General features: G+C 61.9%; 17 protein-coding genes and 1 tRNA gene. 6 read left to right on the top strand and 12 right to left on the bottom strand.

What is annotated here, in order from left to right; genetic code table 11:
• Window positions 1-67: 67 nt before the first annotated feature.
• Window positions 68-454: a DNA-directed RNA polymerase subunit omega gene (gene rpoZ / locus IZ6_RS06075; RefSeq protein WP_222877104.1), complete on the bottom strand. Its 387-nt coding sequence runs from the start codon at window positions 452-454 to the stop codon at window positions 68-70.
• Between the two features lie 228 nt (window positions 455-682).
• Here rpoZ and IZ6_RS06070 point away from each other — a divergent pair, with 228 nt between their 5' ends.
• Complete coding sequence (locus IZ6_RS06070; RefSeq protein WP_222877103.1) at window positions 683-1291, top strand: LabA-like NYN domain-containing protein; 609 nt, start codon at window positions 683-685, stop codon at window positions 1289-1291.
• A gap of 6 nt (window positions 1292-1297) precedes the next feature.
• Window positions 1298-1927, top strand: a complete 630-nt coding sequence (locus tag IZ6_RS06065; RefSeq protein ID WP_222877102.1) for a uracil-DNA glycosylase — start codon at window positions 1298-1300, stop codon at window positions 1925-1927.
• On the opposite strand, the gene smpB is transcribed toward IZ6_RS06065, so the two are convergent.
• Both smpB and dapA read right to left on the bottom strand, forming a co-directional pair.
• Window positions 1924-2400: an SsrA-binding protein SmpB gene (gene smpB / locus IZ6_RS06060; RefSeq protein WP_222877101.1), complete on the bottom strand. Its 477-nt coding sequence runs from the start codon at window positions 2398-2400 to the stop codon at window positions 1924-1926. The two genes, IZ6_RS06065 and smpB, sit on opposite strands and share 4 nt — an antisense overlap.
• Window positions 2397-3290 carry a 4-hydroxy-tetrahydrodipicolinate synthase gene (dapA, locus tag IZ6_RS06055; RefSeq protein WP_222877100.1) on the bottom strand — a complete coding sequence of 298 codons (894 nt, stop codon included), beginning with the start codon at window positions 3288-3290 and terminating at the stop codon, window positions 2397-2399. Before dapA ends, smpB begins: the two co-directional genes overlap by 4 nt.
• 335 nt (window positions 3291-3625) lie before the next feature.
• Between dapA and IZ6_RS06050 the strand changes: the two genes are divergently transcribed.
• Complete coding sequence (locus IZ6_RS06050; RefSeq protein WP_222877099.1) at window positions 3626-5788, top strand: lytic transglycosylase domain-containing protein; 2163 nt, start codon at window positions 3626-3628, stop codon at window positions 5786-5788.
• Window positions 5789-5791: 3 nt separating this feature from the next.
• Here the strand turns inward: IZ6_RS06050 and IZ6_RS06045 are convergent, their stop codons facing one another.
• From IZ6_RS06045 to IZ6_RS06025, 5 genes are all read right to left on the bottom strand, one after another.
• Window positions 5792-6832: a phosphotransferase gene (locus tag IZ6_RS06045; RefSeq protein ID WP_222877098.1), complete on the bottom strand. Its 1041-nt coding sequence runs from the start codon at window positions 6830-6832 to the stop codon at window positions 5792-5794.
• Between the two features lie 117 nt (window positions 6833-6949).
• A complete protein-coding gene (locus IZ6_RS06040) occupies window positions 6950-8167 on the bottom strand; it encodes a porin (RefSeq protein ID WP_222877097.1) in 1218 nt (405 codons plus the stop codon).
• A gap of 338 nt (window positions 8168-8505) precedes the next feature.
• Window positions 8506-11580, bottom strand: a complete 3075-nt coding sequence (locus IZ6_RS06035; protein WP_222877096.1) for an efflux RND transporter permease subunit — start codon at window positions 11578-11580, stop codon at window positions 8506-8508.
• A gap of 6 nt (window positions 11581-11586) precedes the next feature.
• A complete protein-coding gene (locus IZ6_RS06030; RefSeq protein WP_225874018.1) occupies window positions 11587-12651 on the bottom strand; it encodes an efflux RND transporter periplasmic adaptor subunit in 1065 nt (354 codons plus the stop codon).
• Window positions 12652-12951: 300 nt separating this feature from the next.
• Window positions 12952-13641 (bottom strand): hypothetical protein, encoded by a 690-nt coding sequence (locus IZ6_RS06025; RefSeq protein WP_222877094.1) that lies wholly within the window; start codon window positions 13639-13641, stop codon window positions 12952-12954.
• Window positions 13642-13880: 239 nt separating this feature from the next.
• Between IZ6_RS06025 and IZ6_RS06020 the strand changes: the two genes are divergently transcribed.
• The 3 genes from IZ6_RS06020 (at window position 13881) to IZ6_RS06010 (ending at window position 15345) form a co-directional block, all read left to right on the top strand.
• Window positions 13881-13954, top strand: a tRNA-Gln gene (locus IZ6_RS06020).
• Between the two features lie 23 nt (window positions 13955-13977).
• Window positions 13978-14844 carry a phosphotransferase gene (locus IZ6_RS06015; protein WP_222877093.1) on the top strand — a complete coding sequence of 289 codons (867 nt, stop codon included), beginning with the start codon at window positions 13978-13980 and terminating at the stop codon, window positions 14842-14844.
• Between the two features lie 81 nt (window positions 14845-14925).
• Window positions 14926-15345, top strand: a complete 420-nt coding sequence (locus tag IZ6_RS06010) for a DUF2177 family protein (protein WP_222877092.1) — start codon at window positions 14926-14928, stop codon at window positions 15343-15345.
• Here the strand turns inward: IZ6_RS06010 and IZ6_RS06005 are convergent.
• Genes IZ6_RS06005 through IZ6_RS05990 form a run of 4 tightly spaced genes read right to left on the bottom strand, consistent with a single transcriptional unit; the run spans window position 15334 to window position 18186 of the window.
• Window positions 15334-16143, bottom strand: a complete 810-nt coding sequence (locus IZ6_RS06005) for a DUF1295 domain-containing protein (RefSeq protein ID WP_222877091.1) — start codon at window positions 16141-16143, stop codon at window positions 15334-15336. The genes IZ6_RS06010 and IZ6_RS06005 overlap by 12 nt on opposite strands.
• The gene (locus IZ6_RS06000) at window positions 16140-16937 is read right to left on the bottom strand and encodes an alpha/beta hydrolase (protein ID WP_222877090.1); all 798 of its coding nucleotides are present in this window, start codon (window positions 16935-16937) and stop codon (window positions 16140-16142) included. Before IZ6_RS06000 ends, IZ6_RS06005 begins: the two co-directional genes overlap by 4 nt.
• A gap of 56 nt (window positions 16938-16993) precedes the next feature.
• A complete protein-coding gene (locus tag IZ6_RS05995; RefSeq protein ID WP_222877089.1) occupies window positions 16994-17632 on the bottom strand; it encodes a ChrR family anti-sigma-E factor in 639 nt (212 codons plus the stop codon).
• The gene (locus IZ6_RS05990; protein ID WP_225874017.1) at window positions 17629-18186 is read right to left on the bottom strand and encodes a sigma-70 family RNA polymerase sigma factor; all 558 of its coding nucleotides are present in this window, start codon (window positions 18184-18186) and stop codon (window positions 17629-17631) included. The genes IZ6_RS05995 and IZ6_RS05990 overlap by 4 nt, the downstream gene beginning before the upstream one ends.
• Window positions 18187-18210: the final 24 nt, after the last annotated feature.

The following is an 18210-nucleotide window of genomic DNA, read 5'->3' as shown; positions in this document are numbered from 1 at the left end:
GGCAAGAGCGGAAACGCCGCGCGAAGGGCGCGGCGTTCCTCAATTCTCAGATACTTAACAGGTGCGATTACTCGCCCTCGTCGTCGTTCGACGTATCGACCGGCGGCGCGAGGCCTTCGAGGCCGCGCAGCAGGTCTTCTTCGGTCATGCGGTCGAAGGCGACATCCGAATCTTCGCCGCCGCCTGCGGTGAGCAGCGGAACCGCCTCGGGCTCCGGCTCGTCCACTTCGACATGCTTCTGCAGGGAGTGGATCAGGTCTTCTTCGAGGTCTTCGGCCTTGATGGCCTCATCGGCGATCTCGCGCAGGGCCACGACCGGGTTCTTGTCGTTGTCGCGATCGACCAGAAGCGGCTGGCCGCCGGCGATGTTGCGGGCACGATGGCCGGCCAGAAGGACCAGCTTGAAACGGTTTTCGACCTTGTCGATGCAATCTTCGACGGTAACGCGGGCCATGGGCGGCCTTTCTCGGAATTCGGGAAGCGGGAGCTGGGTCCGGAGATAACCCGGTTCGCCTCCAGGTTCAAGGCTCCCAACCTTGACTTGAGCGGTCCCGGCCCCTCATTCTGCATGCAATTTCGAAATGCCGGGCGCCGTTTTTGCCCGAAGGTTTTTCAGGCGATCCGTACTCTTTTCCGGTTGCGCTGATGGGTCTTTGGGCCGCCCGCCCTTTGCGAGCGGATAATGAGCCAGAACCTGCCGAAAATCGCCCTTTTTATTGATGGGGCGAACTTCTACTCGACAGCAAAAACTGTTGGTTTTGACGTGGATTACCGCAAACTCTTAAAGGAGTTTGGCAGCTACGGGCAGCTGATCCGCGCCTATTACTACACAGCGATGGTCGAGGATCAGGAATATTCCTCGATCCGGCCCCTCGTCGATTGGCTCGATTACAACGGCTATACGGTGGTGACCAAGCCCACCAAAGAATATGTCGACGGTGCCACCGGCCGCCGGAAGTTCAAAGGCAATATGGATGTCGAATTGACCATCGATGCCCTGGCCATGGCCGACCGGGCCGATCACATCTACCTCTTTTCGGGCGACGGGGACTTCAGGGCCCTGGTCGAGGCGCTGCAGCGGAAGGGCGTCCGGGTCTCGGTCGTCTCCTCAGTCCAGACCCAACCGGCCATGGCGGCCGACGAGCTGCGCCGCCAGGCGGACGAGTTCATCGACCTCAACGAGCTTTCGGCCAAGATCGGCCGCCCGCAGAACGACCGTGCCGACCGGCCGGACCGCCTCCCCCGTTTCGTGCGCGGCAACGCGCCCGAAGACGAGGATGTCGAGCCTTAAACCCCCTTGCCGCTCCAGCCCTCACACGACTGCCCGCTCTGCCCGCGGCTCGTCTCCTTCCGCACCAAATGGCGGAAAGAGGCGCCGGACTGGCACAACGCGCCTGTGCCGAGTTTCGGCCCGGAAGACGCCGAGCTTCTGATCATCGGCCTCGCGCCCGGCCTTCAGGGCGCCAACCGCACCGGCCGCCCCTTCACCGGCGACTGGGCGGGCGATCTTCTCTACGCGACGCTGCTCGATTTCGGCTTTGCCAAAGGCGTCTATGACGAGCGGCCCGATGACGGGCTTCAGCTCGTTCGTGCGCGCATCGTCAATGCGGTGCGCTGCGTGCCCCCAGAAAACAAGCCGACCGGCCCCGAGATCAATACGTGCCGCAAATTCCTGATCGACGAGTTCGACACGCTGCCGAAAGTCAAAGCGATGGTGCTGCTCGGCCGCATCGCCCATGACAGCACGCTGAAAACGCTCGGCGTCAAAGCAACCGACGCCAAATTCGGCCATGGCGCCGAACACCAGGTGGGAAAAATCCGGCTCTTCGACAGCTATCACTGCTCGCGCTACAACACGAATACGGGGCGTCTTACGAACGAGATGTTCCGCGCGGTGTTCAGCGCCGTGCGCAGCTATCTCGGCTAACCGCGCTCTTTCATGAGGCGGGCTTTTTCGCGGTTCCAGTCGCGCGCCTTTTCCGTCGCCCGCTTGTCATGCAGCTTCTTGCCCTTGGCGATGGCGAGCTCCAGCTTGGCCATGCCGCGCTCGTTGAAATAGAGCCTCAGCGGCACGATCGTCATGCCCTCGCGCTGCACGGCATTTGCCATTTTGGCGATCTGGCGCTTGTGCAGCAGGAGTTTGCGCGGCCGTTTCGTTTCGTGGTTGAAGCGGTTGGCCTGCAGATATTCCGGTATGTACGCGTTGTAGAGATAAAGCTCGCCGGCATGCTCGCCCGCATGGCTTTCGGCGATGCGCGCTTTGCCTTCGCGCAAGGATTTCACTTCGGTGCCGGTGAGCTGGATCCCCGCCTCGAAGACCTCGCCAATCTCATAATGGTAGCGGGCCTGCCGGTGATCGGCGACCACCTTCTTGCTGGGCTCGGCCTTCTTGGCGCTCATCCGTTGAGTATACCCGCATGGCGCATGGCCTTGCGGATTTGTTCGCGGCAGCCATCGGTGACGGTGACGAGCGGCAGGCGCACTTCGTCCTTCACGCGGCCGAGTTCGGCGAGACCGGCTTTGGCGCCGGCAACGCCGGGTTCGACAAAGATGGCGTGATGCAGCGGGATCAGACGATCCTGGATTTCATTCGCCTTCTTGTAATCGCCCTTCAGCGTCGCGGTCTGAAGCTCCGAGCAGAGGCGCGGCGCGATATTGGCGGTGACGGAAATGCAGCCATGGCCGCCGGCGGCGTTGAAGGCGAGCGCCGTCATGTCCTCGCCCGAGAGCTGATTGAAGTCCGGACCCATGGCATGACGCTGCTGCGAAACGCGTGCGACATTGCCCGTCGCATCCTTCACGCCGGCGATGTTCTTCAGCTCGAACAGGCGGGCCATGGTCTCGACCGACATGTCGACGACGCTGCGCGGCGGGATGTTGTAGATGATGATCGGAATGCCGACGGCATCGTTCACTGCCTTGAAGTGGCGGAAGAGGCCTTCCTGAGTCGGCTTGTTGTAATAGGGCGTGACGACGAGGAGCGCATCCGCCCCCGCCTTTTCGGCAAATTTAGCCAAATCCACCGCCTCGACGGTGTTGTTCGAGCCGGCCCCGGCGATGACCGGCACCCTGCCCCGGGCTTCGTCGATACAGGCCTTCACGACCGCCCGATGCTCGTCATGGCTCAAAGTCGGGCTTTCCCCGGTCGTGCCGACAGGCACAAGCCCATGAGTTCCCTCATCAATCTGCCAAGACACGAGATCGCGGAAAGCTTTCTCGTCCACGGCTCCGTCGCGGAACGGCGTCACCAGGGCGGTGAACGATCCCTTGAACGGGGTGCTGTGCGGCATTTGACGTTTCCTTCGATTCCCAGAGGGCGGTAAGCTTTAGCGGCGGTGCCGCTCAGGGGGAAGCCCCCTCGGAAGTGGTACGGAACTCGGGTGTTCCCGAGTTCCGATTTGAGCGGGCGAAGTCGGGAACACCCGACTTCGTGGGTCACGCTTTCGCCCCCATTTTCGGGTAGCGGCTTCGTGCCCCGGTCCCCGGGCCGCGCGGTTAGCATTTCGTAAAGAGTAGCGCGTGAGAGTTGGGGCACTTTCGGAGATCGTGCGTGACCCGCGGACCGTTACTGGCCGGCCTTTCTGTTTTGTTGCTGTCGACCGCTCTGGCGTCGGCGCAAGTCCCCATGCCTGCGCCCAATCCCTGGCGCGCGCCCATCCCGGTTCCGGGGCCTGCACCTGTGCCGATGCCCGCTCCGGCGACGACACCGGCCGGCGCCGCCCATGCGGCTTTCACGACGCAGGCCGCGCCCTCCAGCATTAACGAGCTTCTGGGCGTTCAAAAGCCCGTCGAGGCCAGCCTGCCGGGCCCGCTTCCCTCTGCTTTTGCGCCGCCGGCTCCTGCGCCGACCGCCGTGCCGTCTCTTCTCGAAGCTCCGCGCGCGCCGAGCGCCTCGATCAGCGCCGACGCGCCCAAGATCAAGGAAGCCATCGCCCGCTTCGACAAGGGCCAGATGACGGAGGCTTTGACGATCCGCGACACGCTGAAAGACCGCGCCGCCATCACTCTGTTCGACTGGCTGACGATCCGCGCCGCCTCGCGCCAGGTCGGCTTTGCGATGATCGCGGGCTTCCTCAACGAAAATCCCGATTGGCCGGCACGCAAGCTGATCCGCAAGCGCGCCGAAGAAGCGCTCTATCTTGAAGATCTCGATGCCGGCACGATCCGCGGTTTCATCGGTACGGAGAAGCCCGAAAGCGCGCTCGGCAAACTGGCGCTCGCGCGCATTTCCGCGAAGAAGGACGCCGCTTCCCTCGTCAAAGAGGTCTGGCGTCAGGACGATCTGTCGCCCGACACCGAAAAGAAGGTGCTCGACGAATTCGGCGCCCTTTTGAACGAGACCGATCACGCGGCGCGCGCCGATCACTTCTTCTATCACAACGAGACTGCCGCCGCGCAGCGCAACGCCGCGCGCGCAGGGTCTGCCTATGCGCCCATCGCAAAAGCGCGCGTTGCCGTTATCGGCAAGGCGAAGAACGCCGACGCGCTGCTCGATGCGGTGCCTGCGAAATCTCGCAATCAGCCGGGCTATCAATACGCGAAGATCCAGCGCCTTCTTGCCCAGGACAAGGACAAGGAAGCGGCCAATGTCATGCTTTCGGTCAGCCGCGATCCGGATGTTGTTGTCGATACCAAGGAATGGTGGGAGCGCCGCCGCTGGCTGGCGCGCGACATTCTCGATCTCGGCGATGCGAAAACCGCCTACAGGATCGCCGCCGGCCACGCCAATGTGGAACGTGTCGATGTCGCCGATGCCGAATTCCACGCCGGCTGGATTGCGCTGCGCTTCCTCAACGATCCGCAGACGGCACGCCAGCATTTCATGCGCGTGGTGCAGGCCGGCGCAACGCCGATCACCGCCTCACGCGGCAATTACTGGATGGGCCGGACCGAGGAAGCTGCCGGCAGCCGCAATGAGGCCCAGCGCTATTTCCAGGCGGCAGGCCAATACGGCACGACCTATTACGGCCAGCTGGCCCGCGCCAAGCTCGGCATAAGCGCCGAACCGATCCAACCCTTACGGCCCTCCTCCGCGGCGCGAGAAGCGTTTGAGCGCAATTCCGCCGTGCGCGCCATCCGTCTGCTCTACGCAGCCGGTGCGCAGGACCGCGTCATTCCGCTGATCGCCGAGACGGCGGAAGGCCTGCGCGATGCCGAGAGCCTCGCCCTTCTTGCCGAACTCACCGACAAACAAGGCGATCCACGCTCGCTTCTCATCGTCGGCAAGGCCGGCGTCTCGAACGGCTTCCCGCTCGAGGCCGCCTCCTGGCCGCTGAACGGCGTGCCGAAATTCAAGCCCGTGGGCTCTTCGGTCGAGCCCGCCGTCGTCCATGCAATCGCGCGTCAGGAAAGCGCCTTCCACGCCGCCGCCGTCTCGAAAGCCGGTGCGCGCGGCCTGTTGCAGATGCTGCCGGAAACGGCCAAGCGCACCGCCTCGAAAGTCGGCGTGCCTTTCGACAAGAACAAGCTGACGACGGACCCGGCCTTCAACGCGACGCTCGGCGCCGCCCATCTCGGCGAGCTGGTCGATAACTATGACGGCTCCTACATCCTGACCTTTGCCGCCTACAATGCCGGCCCGGGCCGCGCCCGCGACTGGGTCGCGCGCTATGGCGACCCGCGCAATCCGAACATCGATCCGGTCGATTGGGTGGAGCGCATTCCGTTCACCGAAACGCGTAATTACGTGCAGCGTGTGATGGAGAATGTGCAGGTCTACCGTGCCCGCATGAACGGCGGACAGGCGCCGCGCACGATCGACGCGGATCTGCGCCGCGGTCGTGGATAAGCCTTAAATAAAGGGGTTTTTGGGGTATTCGCGTCCGAGCGTCGCGCGGAACCGCTCCATGAAATTCGCAAATATTTTCGGCGCGTCTTCGTCGCGTGCCCCATCCGAACGCACCAGCGAACGGCAAAATTGCGCGACCGAAAGCGCAACGCCGGCATCCAGCGCGGCCGCAGCCTCTCCCTCGAACATACGGCGCGCGCTATTTTCATAGGCCCGCACGAACTTCACCGCAGCTGCCGCCGGATCCCGCACGCCACTCGGCTCGTTGATAAACTGGATAGAAGCACGCCCGACAAGAACCGGCTCCACGCCACCGCGCAATGCTTCGAAATCGAAGACCGAGGAAACCTCGCCATCCGAGAAGCGAAGATTGCGCGACGCGTAATCATCGTGCGCGATTACCCTGTCTCCCGAGATCGCCTGCCCGTGAAGCTTCACTTTTTCCAGAACGGCCGATGCGCGTTCGGCCGGCGGCAATGGCGGCGGCTCGGCGATTCCCGGCGCGCGGGCCTTGAGAGGACTTGTTCCGGCCGCGAACATATCCGGAATTGAAGACCGCAGAGGAAAAGCCCGTCCGCCCTCGACGATTCGCGCGAGCATGGCGGCCGCGCCCTCGATCGTGCCGCGATGATAGGCCCGCGCCCGGTCTCCACGGGATCGAAAAGCATGCACCGTTGCGAACTTGCCGTTGCCGAACTCGGTTGCGGGGAGGACGAGACGCGCGGCCGGGATGCCTCTTTCACGCAGAAAACCCTGCGCGTCGTGAACGGCATGAAGCTGATCGAGATCAAGCTCGCCCGCATGGATCTTCAGAAAAACGCTGCGCCCGTCGGAGAGCTTCAGGCCCGCCGCACAGGCGGAAGCCATTTTGAGGAACAGGACTTCGGTGATGCGTGTCGCCAGCGTACGGGCGACAAAACGATCAATCTGGCCGGCGGCGTCCTGGCTATCGACCGTACCGAACAGTACGGCACGCTTGTTTTCGCCGAAGGCTGAGTCTGACGCCTTGTCGACACTCTCCCGCAGCGCTTCCAGAACGGCCATGGGCAACATTTTGATGGATTGCTTTTAAAAACAAAACCCCGGCGGTTGCCCGCCGGGGTCTGTTAACTCTCATCCGAGAGGTTGAGCCCAGTTGCCCGGGCTCAGACCAAACTCAGATTAGAAGTCGCGCTGCAGGCGAGTGATGACGCGGAGGTCTTCGAACTCGGTGTCAGCTTCATCTTCGAAGCTGCCGTAGATCGCGTAGAGGCCGAGGTCGAGGTTATCGACCGGGGTCCACACCACGTTGCCTTCAACGAGGAAGCCGTCGAAGTCACCGGCATCGCCCGGAGCCGCGGAGTCATAGTCGTAGTACGCGCCGGTGAGGGCGAGAGCCACGGTTTCCGAAGCCTGGATGCCAACGCTGGCACCGACCGAGAGCAGGGTGTTGTTTTCGAGATCACCAGCCGCGTTGAACGACTGATCAGAGATGCCCGGCGAGAAGTCCGTGAAGTCCTCTTCGCCACCGGCGTAGGACAGCGCGCCTTCCGAGTAAGCACCCTGGATCAAGAAGTACGAACCTTCTTCAGCGATCGGGAGGTTGAACTTGGCACCGAGCTGAACGCCCCAGCCGAGTTCGTCTTCAACGTCCGGATAGAAGGTGGTGTAGTCTTCGGTATCGCCCTGGTTATCCTGGACGGCGGCCGAAAGCTGGGCAGAACCCCAAGCCTGATCGACGCGCAGAGCGGCGATCACGTTCGGCCACACCTGGTCGAGGCCGAAGCTATCGCTGCCGACCGTGTAACCATACGGATTGGCGCGATAGTACTTGTCTTCGATGCCGATCGTGGCCGAGAAGCCCGAACCGAACGAAGCGGTGTAGGCAACGGTCCAGACGTCTTCCGACGACCAGAAGTCGGCCCAGGTCGAGGTTTCGGCGTAGTCGTAGAACGACGGAGCCTTACCAGCCGTGATGCCGGCGAACTGGATGAACGAAGCGACGTTTTCGACTTCGAAACCGGCGTCGTCATAGTTGTACTCTTCCGAGTCGCTGTTCGCTTCGTACTCGATGTACGAACGGAGCGTGCCCCATTCGGTTTCGGTACGGGCGTCGAGACCGATCACGCCACGAGCGCGCGTTTCGAAGTCGTTCTCTTCAGCAGAGCCAGCGAGACCCGTGTCGCTGTCGTAGAAGGAGATGTAACCTTCAACGCGGACGCGACCCGAGATCTGCAAGCAGGTGTCGGTGCCCGGGATGTAGAAGAAACCCTCGCCGTAAGTCGAGCAGACCTTCACGTACTCGACCGGTTCGGCGAGCGGAAGGTCGGCGGCCTGTGCCCCGGTGAGCGCGACGAAACCCGCCGCGGAACCGAGAAGAAGGCTTTTCACCGTCTTCATATTTTGTCCTCCAAAGTTTTCGAGACCCTCAGGGAAGATCGGCTCCGTCTCAGTGGACCCCGACCGTTCCCCCCGTATCCCACCCAGCAAGCCTCAGGCGAACTAGACGAGACGACCCGGGGCGAACCCCTTCGTCGTGGTGAGAACATCAACCATCGCTTCGCGTCGGGCAACCAATTCCGCCACCTCGATGCCTCATTTGGGAAAGGGTGTTGCAGCGATGTCACGGGCGTGGATACCACCCGTTTATAAAGCCTAAGAACCCCTGAAGAATCAGGCGATTTTGCCCTGCCGGCCGCCCGCTCTCTACAGAAGCGGGCTGTGGAAAAATATGGCCGCTATTCGGCAGGCTGGGTGTGGGCGGCACCCTCGCGGTGGGCGGCTTTATGACGGCCGGCCACGAGGGAATAGACTGTGGGAACAACGAAAAGGGTGAGAATCGTCCCGAGACTCACCCCACCGACGATGACCCAGCCGATCTGGTGGCGGCTTTCGGCGCCGGCGCCCTCTGCAAAGGCCAAAGGCATGGCGCCGAAGACCATGGCGCCTGTTGTCATGAGAATCGGGCGCAGCCGCAGAACGGCCGATTCGATGGCCGCCTCCATGGCGGAGGCGCCCGCCTCGCGCTTCTGATTGGCGAATTCGACGATCAGAATGCCGTGCTTGGTGATCAGGCCGACAAGTGTGACGAGGCCGATCTGCGAATAGACGTTGAGCGTGCCGCCGGTTAGCCACAGCGCGGCGAGCGCGCCGGTCATCGACAAGGGCACCGTCAGCAAAATGATGAACGGGTCGATGAAACTTTCAAACTGCGCCGCAAGCACAAGATAGATAAACAGAATCGCGAGCACGAAGACGAGTGCAATCGATTGGCTTGAGGTGCGGAATTCGCGGCTCTGGCCGCCGTAATCGGTCTGCGTTCCGGCGGGCAGCGTTTCGGCCGCGACCTGCTCGATGGCCGCCAGCGCATCGCCCAGCGTGTAACCGGGCGCAACGTTTGCGGTGATCGTTGCGGCGCGCATCTGGTTGAAACGTTTCAATTCGCGCGGCGCGATCGATTCTTTGACCTGCACGACATTCGAGAGCTGCACCATCTCGCCGTTCGGCGCGCGCAGATAGATCGTGTCGAGCGTTGCCGGCGATGTCCGTTCCTTGGCGTCGAGCTGGACGACGACGTCGTACTGCTCGCCTTCGCGTTCGAATCGCGTGACCTGGCGGCCGCCGAGAAGCGATTCGAGGGTGCGGCCCGCGACGGCAACATCGAGCCCCATATCGGCGATCTTGTCGCGATTGAGCGAAACCTGCAGCTCGGGCTTGGTGAGCACGAGATCGCTTTCGACATCTTCGACCGTCGGATTGCTTTGCAGTTTATCGACCAAGTTGTCGGCGATGGTGCGCAATTCCGTATAATCAGCAGAGCTTTGGATGACGAAGTTCACGGGCTTCGAACCGAAACCGCCCGATTGGCCGAGCGATGGCGGGTTGGACGCAAAAGCGTTCACGCCGGCGATGCGGCCGAGCTTGGTCTGAAGCTCCTTGGTGATCTCCTGCTGCTTGCGGGAACGCGCGTCCCAATCGTTGAGCAGCACGAAGCCGGCCATGTTCGTCGATTCGGGGACGCCGGAATTGATCAGGAAGGATCGCATGTCCTTGGTGCCCTGCACCGCTTTCTCGGCCTGCAGCGCATAGCGCAGCGTATAGGTGACGGTCGCGCCCTCCGGCCCGCGGCCGAACACGCGCACGACGCCGCGATCTTCGACAGGCGCTGTCTCCGACGAGAGCTGCGAGAAGAAGAAGACGCTCATGCAGGCGACGACGAGGCCGAGGACGACGATAAGCCCCCTCGCCTTCAGCGCGCGGCCGAGCAGATGCCGGTAGCCGTCAATGAACCAGTCGAACCAGGCTTCCAGCGCCAGGAAGAGTTTGCCGTGCTTCACATGGGTCTTGAGCAGTTTCGAACACATCATCGGCGTCAGCGTTAGCGCGACGAAACCCGACACGATCACCGCGCCGGCAAGCGTCAGTGCGAATTCGAGGAAGAGCTTGCCGGTGCGGCCTTGTGCGAAGGCGATCGGCGCGTAGACGGCGGCCAGAGTGATCGTCATGGCGACGACGGCAAAGCCGATCTCGTTGGCGCCTTTGATGGCGGCCTGAAACGGTTTCATCCCGTCTTCGACATGCCGGTAGATGTTTTCGAGCACGACGATGGCGTCGTCGACGACAAGGCCGATGGCGAGCACCATGGCCAAGAGCGTCAGCGTATTGATCGTGAAGCCCATGGCGAACATGATCGCAAAGCTCGTGATCAGCGCGACGGGAATGGTGACGATCGGGATGATCGAGGCGCGGAAGCTGCGCAGGAAGAAGAAGATCACCAGAACGACGAGCAGGATCGCTTCAGCGATGGTGTGAAACACCGAGGAGATCGAGCGCTCGACGAAGACGGCGCTGTTATAGCCCTGCTCGGCCCGCATGCCTTCGGGAAGGCTCTTCTGCAGCTCCGGCAACACAGTGCGGACGGCGTTGGACACATCGAGCGGATTGGCCGTCGCCTGTTTAACGACGCCGACCGAAATCGCGTTGCGGCCGTCAAAACGGCTGGTGCGGCGCTCATCGCGCGCGCCGAGCTCGATGCGCGCCACATCGCGCAGCTTCACCTGATAGCCGTCGGCATTCTTGATGACGATGTTCGAGAACTGCTCTGGCGTTCTGAGGCCGGTGCGCGAGAGGACGTTGAATTCGCGGTCAACGCTTTCAATGCGGCCGGACGGAATTTCGACATTCTGCGCCCGCAGCGCGTTTTCAACGTCCTGAACGGTGACGTTGTAGGCGGCAAGGCGCGAGCGATCGACCCAGATGCGCATCGCGTAGCGCCGCTCGCCATAAATGTTCACTTCGGCAACGCCCGTCAGATTCTTCAGGCGGTCGACGATGAAGCGGTCGATATAGTCGGTGATGTCGAGCGGGCTGGCTTTTTCGCTGGTGAAGGACAGGAAGAGAACCGGCTGCGCGTCGGCTTCGACCTTGGAGACTTCCGGCTCATCGATCTCGTCCGGCAGATCGCCGCGGACGCGAGACACGCGGTCACGCACATCGGACGCCGCAACGTCCGGATCGACGTCGAAATTAAAGCGCACCGTAATGCGCGAGCTTTCGGTGCGGCTCGAACTGTCGATGACGTCGATGCCGGCAATGCCGGCGATCGAGCCTTCGAGAATCTGCGTGACCTGCGATTCGATGATTTCGGCAGAGGCGCCCGAATAATTGGTGCGCACCGAGACAACCGGCTCATCGATGTTCGGATATTCGCGGACCGAGAGACGGTCGTAGGAGACGATGCCGACCAGCACCAGAATGAGGCTGAGAACGGTCGCGAAGACCGGCCGTTTAATACAGGTCTCCGAAATGCGCATCTTCGTTTAGCTCGGCTGTTGCGGCTGGACGATTTCGACAGGCTGGCCGTTTTTCACCCGCGCCTGGCCGGCGGTCACGACGGTGGCATCGGCGGCAAGGCCTTCGAGGATCTCGACCTCGCCATCGGCCCGGCGGCCGAGGCGGACTTTCGATTCCTTGGCTTTGCCATCGGTCACGGTGAAGACGACGGTGTCGGTGCCGCGCGGCACGATCGCGCCTTCCGGAATGATAACGACCTGTCCGCGCGAGGCGCCGATCAGGCGGACGCGGGCAAAGAGGCCCGGCCGAAGCTCTCCGTTGGGATTTGCCAGCCGCGCACGGATCTTCAGCGCGCGCCCATTGGCATCGACCAAAGGATCGATGGCGTAGACTTCGCCTTGGAATTTGCGGTCGGGATAGGCGTCGACCACGATGTCGACCGTCTGGCCGACCTTCACATCGCGCAGATTAATTTCCGGCAGACGAAAATCGAGCTTCAGCGTGTCGATCTTCTCGAGATTGACGAGTGTCTGGCCGACCTGCGCGTAAGCGCCGACCGATATCGCCCGCAGACCGACAATGCCGTCGAACGGCGCGCGGATTTCCGTTTTGTCGCGGCGCACGCGCGCGAGTTCATAAGCGGCGCGCGCGGTATCGAGAGCCGCCTGGGCCTCGTCGCGATTACGCGCCGTACCCGCACCTGTCTTCGACAGCGTCGTCGCGCGTTCGAAATTGCTCTCGGCGAGTTTAAGATTGGCGTCGGCGAAAGCGAGATCGGCGCTGGACAGGAGATTGTCGAGCGTCACAAGGACGGAGTCCGCTTTGACCGGCTCGCCTTCCTTGAAATTGATCGAGGAGATGCGCCCGACGACTTCAGCAGCGATCGCGACCGATTCATCTGAAGCGAGTGTGCCGACGGATTCCAGCTGGATCGAGGCTTCGGACGTCCGGGCCTTGGCGACCTCAACCGGCGGCGGGCGCTTCTTGCCCTCGGTCGCGGCAGGCGCTGCGGCTTGTGCCGCCCCGCTACCGTCGGTCTTTACCGAGGCGACGACCGAGGAGCCATTTTCGCCCTCGGATGATCCGGACATAAAGGCATATGCCCCGGCTGCGACGAGCACCAAGGCTGCCACGGCAATCAACGAATTACGCTTCACGTTCGTCTTCTCTCTAAGACCGGGCAATAGCCGGCCTTCCCCCCGCCCAAACTGCTTATATCCCAAGCTTTATTGAAAATGTGCGTCTGTCCGAACACATCTTCGACAGGACTATGCGTCACAGTAAATTGCAAGCAATATCAATGGTCTATACGGGGCGTAGCCTACACCATCCCGGAGCAGGGAAAGATCTTCTCCGCTTCTACGCGAAAAATGACGCTTGTACGGGCCGCTCTACTTGGGCGCCGGCTTGCCGGACATGATCTGTGCGCCATCAGCCAGGAGACGCTCGACGACCTGATCGAACACGTCCTCTTCTAGGGGAAAGTGGCCGCTGAGATTGGCCGCCCCGAACGGGTCTTTGGCCTTCTGGACCAGGCGCCGGATGTTCTGCCGCTGACCCTTGATGATGTCGGATGTAATATCGAGCGTGTTGTGGGCGACGCTCTCGATGCACTTCAGTTCCTGCGTCTTGGCCAGAGCCTCAAGCAGCGGGCGGCCGAACGCTTCGTTCGGCAATTTCGGAAGACGCTGGGTGACGCCCTCGCACGCCGAGATCCAGCGGGGCAAGAGAGCGCTGTCGCGGCGGAATGACAGAACGGTGGGATTATAGGACCGTTCGACGACGATACCTCCATCCTTCGTAAGCACGCTGACTTCACGGCACACCAATTCGGGCCGCGACACATCGATCTTGAAGTTGTCCGGATCGAACACAAGCACATCCGCGTCGACCCAGATGACGCAGTCGTGCTCACCTTCGGCAAGGAACCGGCGCGACCACAGCAGCCGTCCGATATCCGTCAGCGGTAATTTGCTCGCAGCTTTTTGGGCGACCACTTCCGGAATGCCGCGGAACAGTTCATCGCCCAGCACGCGATAGTCATATTTTCTGCCTTCCGCCCAGGATCGGGCGGTCTCCATGCATTGGTCGATCCATCGCGGATGGACCGGAGCGCAGGATTGAAATACGAGAACACGGGCGGGCATCGCCGCGTGGACTACGCACGAAGGCCAAGAGCGTCAAGGCGCCGGCGTTTCGGAACCTTGGCGCCAGTGCCATCGCATCCCCAAAAACCTTCCGCCCGGAAGACCTTGCCAATCGGAGGTGCGCCGTTTATGTCCGCAGGCTCTTGAGCGGCAGGCCAATTGCCCCGCCCCGTTGGGGAATAGTTCAACGGTAGAACAGCGGACTCTGACTCCGTTAATCTAGGTTCGAATCCTAGTTCCCCAGCCATTTTTACTTTATAGGTCAGGTAGATGGCCGACCCCAAACCCGACTTCACGCTGGAGCAGTTGGTCTGGAAATATTGCTCAAAGGCCCTCAAATCTGAAATTTCTTCCTCTCAGCAGCGCTTTCAAATCCACAATCTGACGCTTAAGGACGGACGGCGCATCGTGGCGAAAGCTACCCCCCGCTCCGAAAAGAGTCTTGCCCACCTCGCCGCGGCCTATCGCATACAGGAGGGCTTGCGCGGAATGGGCGTACCCTGCGCCCGCCTGCTCGCGGGTCCGGAACTATTGGATGACGATCGCATAATCGTTGTTCATGAGCACTTCGCGCCGGGAGTCCCTCACAGCTGCGAAACGCCCGAACATCTCGCGGCTGTCGCGTCCGCACTACACACGCTTCGGCAAAAAATGAACGGTGCGCCCTATCAGGGTCTCGGGCAGATGGCTGTTTGCCCCACCTCAGGCATGCCTCAGCGTTTGATGGAATTACTTGAGAAGTGGGCCTTCACGGTTAATTCAGCCGAAGACTGGGCCATCATGCACGGAGACTTCAAAGCCCGTAACCTGAGATTCGAAAAGGCCAGGGTCAGCGCGATATACGATTTCGAATCGCTGACTATTGGCTCGGAGGCTCACATTGTCGGGTATTCTTCCGTGGTTTTCTCCGGAGGAAGCGAGCGGCTGGCGATCAACTTTGACCTGGATACCGCGCGAGCGTTCATCGCGGCGTATGAGAAGGCGAGACGTGAGCCATTCTCAAACGTACAACGAGAGGCGGCGCACGGCGGTATGATTCATGCCATGGCATATATGGGCAGACTTCTCTTACTCGGCAAAGCTCTATCCGCCGACGAACTCACGGATCAAATCATCGCCTTTGAAAGCAAATTCTGAGACGAGCCTGCAGGCGCCATCGTGATACACGGTGATCCAGCTTTGCGCGCGGTTCGTTCCTTGAGAAAGGAACCCGCCCCCATGCAGCACCTCATCGCCTATCTGTCCGTTCTCGCCATCTTCTCGGTCATCGACACGCTCTGGCTCGGGACCATGGCCTCTAAGGTCTACCGGCCGCTGCTGGGCGATATCGTCATTCAGGACTTCCGGGTCGCGCCGGCCATTGCCTTCTATCTGTTCTATGCAATCGGCCTTGTGATCTTCGCGGTGGCGCCGGCGCTGAAAAACGGCCAATGGACCACCGCCCTCCTCTGGGGTGCGCTGTTCGGCCTGTTCGCCTACGGCACTTATGATTTGACGAACTACGCGACGCTCAGGAACTGGGGGTTCAAGGTCACGGCCATCGATATGGCGTGGGGCACATTCGTCAGCGGCACGGCAAGCCTGCTTGCATATGCCGTTTCGTCCTGGCTGCTGAAGCTGTTCGGCTCAGCGTCTTGAAGGTGTTCGCGGGAAGAAAGCCGGCACGCGCTTCTGATAAGCGGCGAAGGCTTTCTTGCGCGAGCGCAGCATATGCGCTTCGAGCGGCGGAATGCCGGAGACATGCACCAGCAGCCAGTACATGAAGGCGGGACCGCTTAGCGCGAGCCAGCCCCAGACATGCGCGCCCGCAAGATCGATCGCAAACAGCGCATAGGCGAACCAGCCGAGCCATTCGAAGAAATAGTTCGGATGGCGCGAGAAGGCCCAGAGACCGGTGTCGCAAACCTTGCCTTTGTTTTTCGAATTGTGCGCAAAGGCGCGGAGCTGACGGTCGGCGATCCCCTCGCCGGTCACCGCGACGATGAGAAGCGCAATCGCAAGCCAGTCCTGCGGGCGAAATGATGGATCTGGATTTTGCGCCGCAGCCAGCACGGACAGCACAAGGAAGGCTCCGGCCGCTGCCTGAATCTGCAGGAAGATGAAAAGCCGGCGCTGGAAATCGGATCCCCATTCTTTGCGCAACTGCGCATAGCGCGCGTCTTCCGGCCCTTTGAGCGAGCGGCGCGCAATGTGCGAGCCGAGGCGCAGACCCCAGATGGCGACAAGCACGGCAACCACAATCTGGCGCGTCGTCGGATCTTCCTCTCCCGCGACCGGGATCAGCGCCAGCACGGTGCCCGCAAGGCCGAGCCCGAACGACCAGAACGCATCGGACCAACCGGCATTGCCAGTCTTGTACTGAACGATCCAGGCGAGAGACATGACGCCCGAGAGAAAGCCGCACGCGATCAAGAGTCCGAGCAGCGGAAGCGTCATCTCGCGCCCCGGGAATTGATGAACCCCGCGACGTCATCGACGACGGGCGCGAGATAATGCAACGGGCCGATCATCGCCATGATCGTTCCGAAATGACCGCGGCCCGGATAGACCACTTGCTCGACGGACGCACCCGCGCCGCGCAGACGGGCGGCAAGGTTTTGTGAATTGCGCGGCAGGACGACATCGTCCTCATCGCCAGTTGCCAGAAATGCCGGCGGCGCTGAGGCCGTCGCGAAATTGATGGGCTGTGTTTCGGGCCGGTTATTGCCCTTAAAGACCGCGACGAGATTTTCGCTCTGCAGCGGCAGGAAATCGTAAGGACCGGACAGGCCGACAAAACCGGCAATACTCCTTGCCGGATCGAGCCCCTCGCCTTTCAGCCATTGCGGATCGAGCGCCAGCATCGCCGCAATATGCGCACCCGCCGAATGACCCATGACGAAAATGCGGTTCGCGTCGCCGCCAAACGAAGCCGCATTGTCATGCGTCCATTTGAAAGCCTTGGCACCGTCTTTCAAAAAATCCGGAAAGCGCACTTCCGGATAGACGCGGTAATCGGGAATGACGGCGACCACACCGCGCTTTGCGAGCGCGTGGCCGACAAAGCGATAGAGACTCTTGCGGCCCATCTGCCAGCTGCCGCCGTAGAAGAAGACAACGACCGGCGCGTTCTTCGCATCCTTAGGCGCATAGATGTCGAGCGTGCCGCGTTCGCCCGGCATATAGGAAACGGAGAAAGTGGGGGCCGCACCGCCGCTCGGCGTAATGAGACCGAGAAAGCTGTCGCGCATCACGGACGCAGAACCAAGGAAAGCCGCCGCCCCAACGGCGATGACAAAGAATATCTTCACAGCCGGACGAAGGGCTGCAGCAGACGCCCGACAAAGCCTTCCAGCTTCATCTTGCCCGTCAGCGCGACGATGCAGATGCACGGCTCATCGGAATCGATGACCGGGCGATGGCTGAAATCATCGCCTGCCTCCTCGAAATCGCCGGGGCCGTAGCGTCCGCTCTCATCCGAATAGGAGCCGGAAATCACGCAGGTCAGTTCCTGGCCCGAATGCGAGTGCTGGGGCATTTTTTTGCCGGGATCGATCTTGAACAGGATCAGGCGGTGATCGCCCTCCTCGGGCGTCAGCACATAGCGGATGAACGTGCCGCGTCCGGCCTTGCGCCAGGGAGACATGGGATAGTGACGCAGCGGTTCGGGAAGCGCGGCGATCTCGGCATCGGACACGGCAGATTTCGGCTCCGCGGGCATCGCATCGATGCGCGCGAAAACGCGATCGAGAGCATCGGGCGCGACGTCCACCGGATCGATATCCTCGATCAGAACGCCGCCGATCTCTTCGAGCGTGCCGGCCCAGGCGCGCGATTGTTCGCACAGCGCAAGATGCGTTTCGACGACGAGCCTCTGCGCACAGGACAGCGTGCCGGCCGCATAGGCCAGCATGGTCTCGTCGCTCGGCACATGAGTTATGCTCATGACAGATCTCCAAGCGTCTCGCGCAGGCGCGCCACCGCAAGCCTGAGCCGCGACTTCACCGTGCCGAGCGGCATATCGAGCCGGCGCGAAATTTCGCCATGGGCGAGATCGCTGAAATAGGACAGCAGCAAAACCTTTCTCTGCTCTTCGGGCAAAGCGGCCAGCGCCGCGCGCACACGGCGCGCACCTTCGCTGCCGTCAAACGCCGCATCGGGCTGCAGCGGCGCATCGGGCAGATCGCTGGGATCGATATCGCGGGGCGCATAGCGGTTGCGGCGGAGCGTATCGATCCGAAGATTGCGGGCGATGGTGAAGATCCAGGAGCTCGGCGCCGCCCGCGCGGGATCGTAGAGAGACGCCTTGTGCCAGACGATCAGCATGGCTTCCTGGGCAAAATCTTCAGCCGCGGCCGCATCCGCGCCCGCGCGCATCAGAAACGCTTTGAGGCGGGGCGCGAAATGGCCGAACAGGCGCGCGAAAGCCTCCCGGTCGCGGGCCTCGGCAACGGCCACGATAAGGCGCCCGAAATCGGCGCCGCCAGCCGGCTGCGGCATGTTCAGGAATGCCCCCGGGAAGCC

It is taken from the genome of Terrihabitans soli (genome assembly GCF_014191545.1).
In the GTDB taxonomy this organism is placed as follows: Bacteria; Pseudomonadota; Alphaproteobacteria; order Rhizobiales; family Methylopilaceae; genus Flaviflagellibacter; species Flaviflagellibacter soli.
This window is presented reverse-complemented; position numbering and strand designations above follow the sequence as displayed.

Coding starts and splice junctions, on each gene's coding strand:
- smpB (WP_222877101.1), bottom strand. CDS start 2,400: ATGAGCGCCAAGAAGGCCGAGCCCAGCAAGAAGGTGGTCGCCGATCAC.
- IZ6_RS06025 (WP_222877094.1), bottom strand. CDS start 13,641: ATGGAGACCGCCCGATCCTGGGCGGAAGGCAGAAAATATGACTATCGC.
- rpoZ (WP_222877104.1), bottom strand. CDS start 454: ATGGCCCGCGTTACCGTCGAAGATTGCATCGACAAGGTCGAAAACCGT.
- IZ6_RS05995 (WP_222877089.1), bottom strand. CDS start 17,632: ATGAGCATAACTCATGTGCCGAGCGACGAGACCATGCTGGCCTATGCG.
- IZ6_RS06070 (WP_222877103.1), top strand. CDS start 683: ATGAGCCAGAACCTGCCGAAAATCGCCCTTTTTATTGATGGGGCGAAC.
- IZ6_RS06040 (WP_222877097.1), bottom strand. CDS start 8,167: ATGAAGACGGTGAAAAGCCTTCTTCTCGGTTCCGCGGCGGGTTTCGTC.
- IZ6_RS06045 (WP_222877098.1), bottom strand. CDS start 6,832: ATGGCCGTTCTGGAAGCGCTGCGGGAGAGTGTCGACAAGGCGTCAGAC.
- IZ6_RS06050 (WP_222877099.1), top strand. CDS start 3,626: ATGCCTGCGCCCAATCCCTGGCGCGCGCCCATCCCGGTTCCGGGGCCT.
- IZ6_RS06030 (WP_225874018.1), bottom strand. CDS start 12,651: ATGTCCGGATCATCCGAGGGCGAAAATGGCTCCTCGGTCGTCGCCTCG.
- IZ6_RS06000 (WP_222877090.1), bottom strand. CDS start 16,937: ATGCGCGACAGCTTTCTCGGTCTCATTACGCCGAGCGGCGGTGCGGCC.
- IZ6_RS06010 (WP_222877092.1), top strand. CDS start 14,926: ATGCAGCACCTCATCGCCTATCTGTCCGTTCTCGCCATCTTCTCGGTC.
- IZ6_RS06005 (WP_222877091.1), bottom strand. CDS start 16,143: ATGACGCTTCCGCTGCTCGGACTCTTGATCGCGTGCGGCTTTCTCTCG.
- dapA (WP_222877100.1), bottom strand. CDS start 3,290: ATGCCGCACAGCACCCCGTTCAAGGGATCGTTCACCGCCCTGGTGACG.
- IZ6_RS06035 (WP_222877096.1), bottom strand. CDS start 11,580: ATGCGCATTTCGGAGACCTGTATTAAACGGCCGGTCTTCGCGACCGTT.
- IZ6_RS05990 (WP_225874017.1), bottom strand. CDS start 18,186: ATGCCGCAGCCGGCTGGCGGCGCCGATTTCGGGCGCCTTATCGTGGCC.
- IZ6_RS06015 (WP_222877093.1), top strand. CDS start 13,978: ATGGCCGACCCCAAACCCGACTTCACGCTGGAGCAGTTGGTCTGGAAA.